Annotated in this window: 6 protein-coding genes; 4 read left to right on the top strand and 2 right to left on the bottom strand. The window is 63.1% G+C overall.

The features are described from left to right. The coding region (rpsF, locus tag EOA86_RS17865; protein ID WP_128342856.1) for a 30S ribosomal protein S6 at positions 1-393 on the bottom strand (393 nt) is incomplete at its 3' end. Positions 394-693: 300 nt separating this feature from the next. Next, positions 694-2619: an LTA synthase family protein gene (locus EOA86_RS17860; protein ID WP_127211342.1), complete on the bottom strand. Its 1926-nt coding sequence runs from the start codon at positions 2617-2619 to the stop codon at positions 694-696. A gap of 267 nt (positions 2620-2886) precedes the next feature. Between EOA86_RS17860 and fabD the strand changes: the two genes are divergently transcribed. The 4 genes from fabD to fabF all read left to right on the top strand — a co-directional run. Then, positions 2887-3828 carry an ACP S-malonyltransferase gene (gene fabD, locus EOA86_RS17855; RefSeq protein WP_128342854.1) on the top strand — a complete coding sequence of 314 codons (942 nt, stop codon included), beginning with the start codon at positions 2887-2889 and terminating at the stop codon, positions 3826-3828. 59 nt (positions 3829-3887) lie between these two features. Further along, positions 3888-4625, top strand: coding sequence for a 3-oxoacyl-[acyl-carrier-protein] reductase (gene fabG, locus EOA86_RS17850; RefSeq protein WP_095519611.1), 738 nt, complete (start codon positions 3888-3890; stop codon positions 4623-4625). Between the two features lie 189 nt (positions 4626-4814). Continuing rightward, positions 4815-5051 carry an acyl carrier protein gene (locus tag EOA86_RS17845; protein ID WP_006203723.1) on the top strand — a complete coding sequence of 79 codons (237 nt, stop codon included), beginning with the start codon at positions 4815-4817 and terminating at the stop codon, positions 5049-5051. Between the two features lie 34 nt (positions 5052-5085). Then, positions 5086-6345 (top strand): beta-ketoacyl-ACP synthase II (gene fabF, locus EOA86_RS17840; protein WP_127313495.1); only part of this gene is annotated, 1260 nt, incomplete at its 3' end.

Below are 6345 nucleotides of genomic sequence, written 5' to 3'. Positions count from 1 at the left end.
GCGATCGCGGTCGCCGAACGAGCGTGGGCCGCGGTCACGGTCGCCGAAGCCGCCGCGTTCCGAGCGCTCTTCGCGCTTTTGCATCATCGCCGACGGGCCTTCCTCATGTGCATCGACCTTGATGGTGAGGAAACGCAGCACATCCTCGGACAGGCCCATCTGGCGCTCCATCTCGTTGAGCGCGGCCGGCGGGCAGGTGATGTCCATCAGCGTATAGTATGCCTTCCGGTTCTTGTTGACCCGGTAGGTGAGGGACTTCAGTCCCCAGTTCTCGACCCGGCCGACGGACCCGCCATTCGCGGAGATGACGCCCTTGTACTGTTCGACAAGCGCATCGACCTGCTGCTGCGAGAGGTCCTGCCGGGCAAGAAACACATGTTCGTAAAGAGCCATATTGTTCTTTGCCTTTCTTCGTTTCTCTCCCGGTTCCCGCGGCAAAAGCCTCTGCAACTTCTCTGACCCGCCGATCCTAGAAGGGGCGGGGAAGAAAGGAGCATGACGAGACGGTCGAGAGCGGAGACACGGGAGGCGGAAGCGCTTCTGGCTCCACACGAAGGTTTTCGAAAAACCTCCGGCCCTCCGTTCAGCCCCCAGCAAGGACCGGCAGATTGCGGGCGTCTATACAGGAATTTGACCGCAAGGCAAGGGCGAGCCGAAAACCCGCCGCTCCAAGGACGATACGTCGCGGCATCTTCAGCTTGTATGCGGGACGCGCTTGTTCACCGTTTCCGGGAAGAAATCGGGCGCCGCATGGCGCTTGCCGAACATCATGTCGTATTGCAGCAGACGGAAATCGCGAATGGCCGGATCGATCTTCTTCTGTCGCGCCCAGTCGGGCGTGTCCTCGCCCGTCGGCTTCATCAACAAATTACGATCGACGACGCTGTAGCGCTCGCGCATCTGGCCGAGGAAGCCGGTGTAATAGGGATGGCTGATCCCGGCCGTGGTCAGGATATGGTAGGGCAGGAAAGCCGGACTTACCGCGCCCATGTCCGCGGCCGGCCCGGTGCGGTTCGACCATACGACCAGCGGGGTCTGGTGATGCAGCAGCATCTGGTCAGGCGGCTCTTTGCGCGGCGCGACATTATCTTTGAGGAAGCCGGTCTCGACATAGACCGGGCCGAGCGGCGGCAGATGGTCGCCGAAGAAGGCGATGACTGTCGGCCGTTGGCGGTTCTTCGCCCATTCGACAAGGCGCTCGAGGCCCTTATCGGCGTCGGATGCACCCTCGGTGAAGCTCAGCAGTGAATCCTTTGCCCACTGGCTGGTCGGCGCCTGCACCTTGTGGGTCGGATTGTAGTAGCGATTCGGCTCGTAGGGTCCATGATTCTGCAGGCTGACGGCGAAGAAGAAGAGCGGATCGTCGGTGGCATCGGCCTCGCGGATGATCTCGTCGGTCATCGCCGCGTCCGAGGCCAGCGGACCGCGCTTTTCGAGATATGGCATATTTTCTTCCGACTTGAAGTCGTCGAAGCCGAAATCCGCATAGACCGGCGTGCGGTTCCAGAACCAGCTCGTGCCCGGATGGATGGCGCGCGTCTCATAGCCCTGGCTCTTCAGGAACGTCGCCATCGACGGCACCGGCGCGCGGACATATTGCTGGTAGGGGATGCTGCCGGCCGGCAGGAAGGCGTTGGAAAAGCCGGTCAGCGCCTCGAATTCGACATTGGCGGTCATGCCGCCGAATTCGGGTGAGAACATGTAGCCCGAGCGCAGCGCCCGCACAGTGGGAATCGGATCGGGCGTGATGTTGACGCCGGGCAGTTCGGTCGGATCCCAGAATGATTCGCTCATGACGATGATGATGTCGGGCTTCTCGGCCGGCACCGAGGCCGTCACGTCAGGCCTGTCGATCGCTGCGATCGACTTGTCGGAGTAGCCGGCAGGCGCCGAGACATGCGCCATCGGCACGTTGAGCGCGAAGGCGAGCGCGAAGCCATTGGAGGCGTAGTTTTCCTTCTGGTCCCACATGATCGGGATGATCTGCAGCCGGTCCCGCGTCCACGAGAAGGTCGCGTAATCCATGATCGAGACGAAGAAGGCGAGCAACGGCACGGTCAATGTCAGCCGGGCCAGGCGACCCTTGCGGCTAAGCGCCGGTACCCGGCGGCGCCAGAGCCGCCAGCCATAAACGAGCAGCGACAGGCTGCCAACGATTCCGATCGCCAGAGCGATGGCGGTTCCCGGACGTTCGCGCACCAGCAGCGGCATCAGCGCCACGATCTGGCGTGAATAGAGGAAATCGGTCGGATAGAGCGGATCGCCGAGATAGAGCGATTTCTGATGGCCGACAAAGGCCAGCGCCAGCGTCAGCGGCGCGACGATCATCAGGCTCTGGTGGCTGCGGCCGAGCACGGCGTCGAGGCCGATCAGGATAAGCGCAAAGATGATGATGGTGGTCCAGCCCGGCTTGAAGGGCTGCAGGAAGAAGGCGACGGTGCCGGCAAAGTCGCCGCGCACGATCAGTTCGATCGCAAAAACCAGGATGGTGGCGGCGAGAAGGCTGACGAGGCCATAGCGGATGACAGGCCATTTCCGGCCCGGCAGATAGCCGGTGGCCGGATCGCCTTCCAGAAACTGTGGCGCGGCTTTGCCAACGCCTTTCCTAGTCCTTGCCACCTTACAATTCCCCCGACCATACACAAAAGTGTCATTGAGCTGTCATCGATATGTCACGAAAAGCTAACGCCTGTGGCTGAAATAAGAAGAGCCAGCAAACGAATCGTGAGCGATTTTCATCATGAGTGATCGAAAAAAAGCCTTTTGGAACAGGTACTCGGCCAGCGATACCGAGCCGGAGCGACCCGCGTCGGGCTGCCAGCGGACTTGACTTGCCCGCCCGCCTTGCGTCACAGGCAGGGAAAATCAGCCGCTTGGGAGCCACACATGGCCGTCGCATTCACCTTTCCGGGACAGGGCAGCCAGGCTGTCGGCATGGGCAAGGACCTCGCGGACGCTTTTCCGGAATCGCGGAATATCTTCGAAGAGGTCGACGAGGCGCTTGGTGAAAACCTGTCGAAGCTGATCTGGGAAGGGCCGGAAGAGAGGCTGACGCTGACCGCCAATGCCCAGCCGGCGCTGATGGCTGTGTCGCTCGCCGCGATCCGGGCGCTGGAATCGCGCGGCCTCTCGCTGAGGGACAAGGTCGCCTATGTCGCCGGCCACTCGCTCGGCGAATATTCGGCACTTGCCGCCGCCGGTTTCGTTTCGGTGGCCGATGCGGCCCGGCTCTTGCGTATCCGCGGCAATGCCATGCAGGCGGCTGTGCCGGCCGGTGAAGGCGCCATGGCGGCGATCATCGGGCTGGAACAGGCCGATGTCGAAGACGCCTGCGCTGAAGCGGCCAAAGATTCAGTTTGCCAGATCGCCAACGACAATGGCGGTAGCCAACTGGTGATCTCCGGTGCCAGCGCGGCGGTCGAACTGGCGGCGAGACTGTGCATGGAAAAGGGCGCCAAGCGGGCGCTGATGCTGCAGGTCTCGGCGCCCTTCCATTCGGCGCTGATGGCACCGGCGGCCGAGGTCATGCGCGAGGCATTGGGCGATGTCACGAAGAACGCGCCGTTCGTGCCCGTGGTCTCCAACGTGTCGGTCACTCCGTCCAGCGATCCGGACGCAATCGCCCGCCGTCTGGTCGAACAGGTGACCGGCCGCGTGCGCTGGCGCGAAACGGTGGAATGGTTCGGCGCGAATGGCATTGCGACGCTTTACGAGGTGGGCGCCGGCAAGGTGCTGTCGGGACTGGCGCGGCGCATCAACCGCGATATGGCTACCGGCGCCGTCGGCACGCCGGCGGATGTCGACGCGGCGCTGGCGGCGCTCGCATAACCAACCGAGATTCGACCCCGCCAGTGGAGGGTGTTCTCTCTTAGATCAGGAGACAAGACATGTTCGAATTGACCGGCCGCAAGGCCCTCGTCACAGGCGCATCGGGAGGCATCGGCGAGGCGATCGCCAGGGTGCTGCATGCGCAGGGCGCCGTCGTCGGCCTGCACGGCACCCGCGTCGAAAAGCTGGAGACGCTGGCGACCGAACTCGGCGACCGGGTCAAGCTGTTCCCGGCGAACCTTTCCAATCGCGACGAGGTCAAGGCGCTCGGCCAGAAGGTCGAGGCCGATCTCGAAGGCGTCGACATTCTCGTCAACAATGCCGGCATCACCAAGGACGGTCTGTTCGTACGCATGGCGGACGCCGACTGGGATACGGTGCTCGAGGTCAATCTGACCGCCGTGTTCCGGCTGACCCGCGAACTCACCCATCCGATGATGCGGCGCCGGCATGGCCGCATCATCAACATCACCTCCGTGGTTGGCGTCACCGGCAATCCCGGCCAGACCAATTACTGCGCCTCCAAGGCCGGCATGATCGGCTTTTCCAAGTCGCTGGCGCAGGAGATCGCCACCCGCAAAATCACGGTCAACTGCGTCGCCCCCGGCTTCATCGAATCGGCGATGACCGACAAGCTCAACGACAAGCAGAAAGATGCGATCATGGCGGCGATCCCGACACGGCGCATGGGCACCAGCGCCGAAGTCGCTTCGGCCGTCGCCTATCTCGCTTCCAACGAAGCTGCCTATGTCACCGGCCAGACCATTCACGTGAATGGCGGCATGGCGATGATTTGACAGTTGCGGGAAAACACCCCTTTTCGCCTTGGACCCAGGCCTATTTTCGTGTAATGCGGCCCGCAACCCGGCGGTTCGGGCAAAAACCGGTCCGGTGCCGTTGCGTTTCCGACAGGACCATCTTTCAGCTTGATTAGCGGCATTCCGCCCGCTAACGAAGACAGACAAACAAAAGACGAGGATGCCCAAATGAGTGACACCGCAGAGCGCGTCAAGAAGATCGTTATCGAGCACCTTGGCGTCGATGCCGACAAGGTGACGGAGCAGGCGAGCTTCATCGATGATCTGGGCGCGGACAGTCTCGACACGGTCGAACTCGTCATGGCGTTCGAAGAAGAATTCGGCGTCGAGATCCCGGACGATGCGGCCGAAACCATCCTGACTGTTGGCGATGCGGTGAAGTACATCGATAAGGCTTCGGCCTGACGCTATTTGCAGTCACCAGCGAGGAGGACCTGCGATGAGGCGTGTCGTCGTCACGGGCCTTGGGCTGCTTTCGCCGTTCGGCGTGGGTTTCGAGCATGGCTGGAAGGAGCTCCTGACCGGCCGCAGCGCAGCCAAGCGCATCACCGAGTTCGAGGTGGAGGATCTTGCCTGCAAGGTCGCCCACGTCGTTCCCCGCGGCAATGGTGAGAACGCCACCTTCAATCCCGAGGCCGTTCTCGAGCCGAAGGAACTGCGCAAGATCGGTGACTTCATCCTCTACGGGATCGCGGCCGCCGACGAGGCGCTGAAGGATTCGGGGTGGGCGCCGAAGTCCCATGAGGAGCAGTGCGCCACCGGCGTGCTGATCGGCTCCGGCATCGGCGGCATCGAAGGCATCGCCGAGAACGCGATGATCCTGAAGGAGCGCGGTCCGCGCCGCATCAGCCCGTTCTTTATCCCCGGCCAGATCATCAATCTCGTCTCCGGTCAGGTTTCGATCCGGCATGGGCTGAAAGGCCCCAACCACGCCGTCGTCACCGCTTGCTCCACCGGCGCGCATGCCATCGGCGATGCAGCTCGGCTGATCATGTGGGGCGATGCCGACGTGATGGTCGCAGGCGGCGCGGAAGCGCCGGTGACCCGGCTGTCGATCGCCGGTTTCGCCGCTTGCCGGGCGCTGTCGACCGACCGCAACGAAGCTCCGGAAACGGCCTCGCGTCCCTATGACCGTGACCGCGACGGCTTCGTCATGGGCGAGGGCGCCGGCGTCGTCATTCTGGAGGAGCTGGAACACGCCAAGGCGCGCGGCGCCAAGATCTATGCCGAGGTCACCGGTTACGGCTTGACCGGCGATGCCTACCACATCACCGCGCCGGCCGAAGATGGCGACGGCGCCTTCCGCTGCATGGTTGCGGCGCTGAACCGGGCCAAGCTGACGCCCGCAGACGTCGACTACATCAATGCGCACGGCACCTCGACCATGGCCGACACGATCGAGCTCGGCGCCGTCGAGCGGCTGGTCGGCAACGCCGCGTCGAAAATATCGATGTCGTCGACCAAGTCGTCGATAGGCCATCTTCTGGGTGCGGCGGGCGCCGCCGAGGCGATCTTTTCGATCCTCGCCATTCGCGACAACATCGCGCCGGCCACCATCAATCTCGACAACCCGGAGCGAGAGACGGCGATCGACCTGGTGCCGCACAAGCCGCGCTCCCGCCAGATCGACGTGGCGCTGTCCAATTCCTTCGGCTTCGGCGGCACCAACGCCTCGCTGATCTTCCAGCGCTACAATGGC

The sequence above is a fragment of the Mesorhizobium sp. M5C.F.Ca.IN.020.32.2.1 genome, assembly GCF_004023105.1.
In the GTDB taxonomy this organism is placed as follows: Bacteria; Pseudomonadota; Alphaproteobacteria; order Rhizobiales; family Rhizobiaceae; genus Mesorhizobium; species Mesorhizobium wenxiniae.
This window is presented reverse-complemented; position numbering and strand designations above follow the sequence as displayed.

Excerpts from the sequence above, each read along its gene's own strand:
- fabD (WP_128342854.1), top strand. The coding sequence starts at position 2,887 with ATGGCCGTCGCATTCACCTTTCCGGGACAGGGCAGCCAGGCTGTCGGC.
- fabG (WP_095519611.1), top strand. The coding sequence starts at position 3,888 with ATGTTCGAATTGACCGGCCGCAAGGCCCTCGTCACAGGCGCATCGGGA.
- EOA86_RS17845 (WP_006203723.1), top strand. The coding sequence starts at position 4,815 with ATGAGTGACACCGCAGAGCGCGTCAAGAAGATCGTTATCGAGCACCTT.